This is a genomic window from Argonema antarcticum A004/B2 (assembly GCF_023333585.1).
Lineage (GTDB): Bacteria > Cyanobacteriota > Cyanobacteriia > Cyanobacteriales > Aerosakkonemataceae > Argonema > Argonema antarcticum.
In genome coordinates, this window is the sequence record NZ_JAIQZN010000227.1 from 1 (window position 1) to 1,806 (window position 1,806).

At 44.4% G+C, this 1,806-nt stretch carries 1 protein-coding gene; it reads left to right on the top strand.

Features of this window, described 5'->3' with window-relative positions; translation table 11 throughout:
* Positions 1-114: 114 nt before the first annotated feature.
* Positions 115-1,623, top strand: coding sequence for an IS66 family transposase (gene tnpC / locus LAY57_RS35520; protein ID WP_249072184.1), 1,509 nt, complete (start codon positions 115-117; stop codon positions 1,621-1,623).
* The last annotated feature ends 183 nt before the right edge of the window (positions 1,624-1,806 follow it).

The following is a 1,806-nucleotide window of genomic DNA, read 5'->3' on the forward strand; positions in this document are numbered from 1 at the left end:
GTAACCGTTCAGGGGGTGCGCCTGCGGCGCACCACCCCAAGAGGAGTTGTAAAGATTTTGGAGAAAAAAAGTGGGCGTCAAAAATAGGAGCCAAAAACTGGTAATGTAAGATTTATGGAACAAAAGACCGCCACCATAATAGAGCAGATACCTCCTGATGATTGGGAGAAAACTCCAGCCAGCGTCAAAAAAATGGTGGAGTTAATGGCGCAACGCATTGAAATATTAGAAAAACAGGCTATTGAATTAATCGAAGTCCAAGAGCAATTAGTAGAAAAAGTCAATAAAACATCAAAAAACTCTTCATCACCACCGTCAAGTGACCCACCAGGATTTGGTCATAAATCAAAGAAAAAGACTGGAAAAAAAAGGGGCGGTCAGCCTGGTCATGAGGGTCAAAACCGGAACTTATACCCAATAGAAAAATGTACAAGAGTCATAGAGCATCATCCATTAAAATGCTCATGTTGTGGAGAAAGGCTTAATGGAGTTGATCCAAAGCCCTATCGCCACCAAATAGTTGAGATTCCACCCATTGAACCAATAGTTATAGAACATCGGCTGCACAAATTGGCCTGTGAACGATGCGGAACTTCCACTCGCGCCAAACTGCCTACTGATGTAAACCCAAGCGGCTACGGTGTGAGAGTGGTAGGTACGGTAGCACTACTAAGTGGATTATACCGCAACAGCCACCGGATGGTACAAAGCGCCCTAGCGGACTTGTTTGGTATCTCAATGTCCTTGGGAACAGTCAACAAACTGAGGCTAGAAGCCAGCAATGCCGTTGCTGATTGTGTAGATGAAGCAAAACGTTACATCCAGCAACAAGAAATTGTTGCCGCCGATGAAACAGGTTTCAATCAAGCCAATATCGACGGTGGTAATCCGCAACACAGACAAGCGTGGCTGTGGGTAGCAGTCACACCGCTAGTTACATTTTTTGAACTTGCACTGACTCGTTGTACGGTGGCGGCTAAAAATCTTTTGGGTGAGAACTTTAGCGGAATTTTAACCTCGGATAGACATGGTGCATACAACTGGGTAGACATCGAACGTCGGCAATTGTGTTGGGCGCATCTAAAGAGAGAATTTATTAAAATTTCGGAACGTCCAGGGATATGCCAAGAATTAGGAATCGGCTTAGTTCAACAACAACAGAAGTTATTTGAGTTATGGCAGAGAGTTAGAGATGGCACTCTGACTCGTGGTGAATTTGTGGAATTAGCCAAAGATATTCGTCGCGAGATAGTATCACGCCTGCAACAAACCGCCGACTACTCGATTGCATCCAAAGAAAAAACCCCTTTGGCGAAAACAGTTCGCACTTGTCGTCAACTACTCAAGGTTGAGGGTGCCATGTGGTTATTTGTCACCACTCCAGGTATTGAGCCAACCAACAATGCTGCTGAAAGAGCTATTCGTCCAGCTGTAATCTGGCGGCGTACCAGTTTTGGGACGCAAACAAAAGCTGGCAGTACTTTTGTCGCACGAATACTAACGGTAGTGACCACACTTAAATCGCAGCAACGCAATATCTTGGAGTTTATCACCACTGCTGTTGCCAATGCCCGTGAAGGTAAATCTGCTCCTTCTTTGCTTCCAGAAATCGAATGCTCGTAAAAAATGAATAATAGTTTTACATAGTTAGTTTATTACTGGCAATAACTTATCTTGAAAATTTGGTTCAATAGTCAAGAGAGTTCGTGTATTCATTATTGTTGGTTCACACTGAGATCTCTAACACATTGATGCTCAAACTCCTCTTGGGGTGGTGCGCCGCAGGCGCACCCCCTGAACGGTTAC

Coding starts and splice junctions, on each gene's coding strand:
- tnpC (WP_249072184.1), top strand. CDS start 115: ATGGAACAAAAGACCGCCACCATAATAGAGCAGATACCTCCTGATGAT.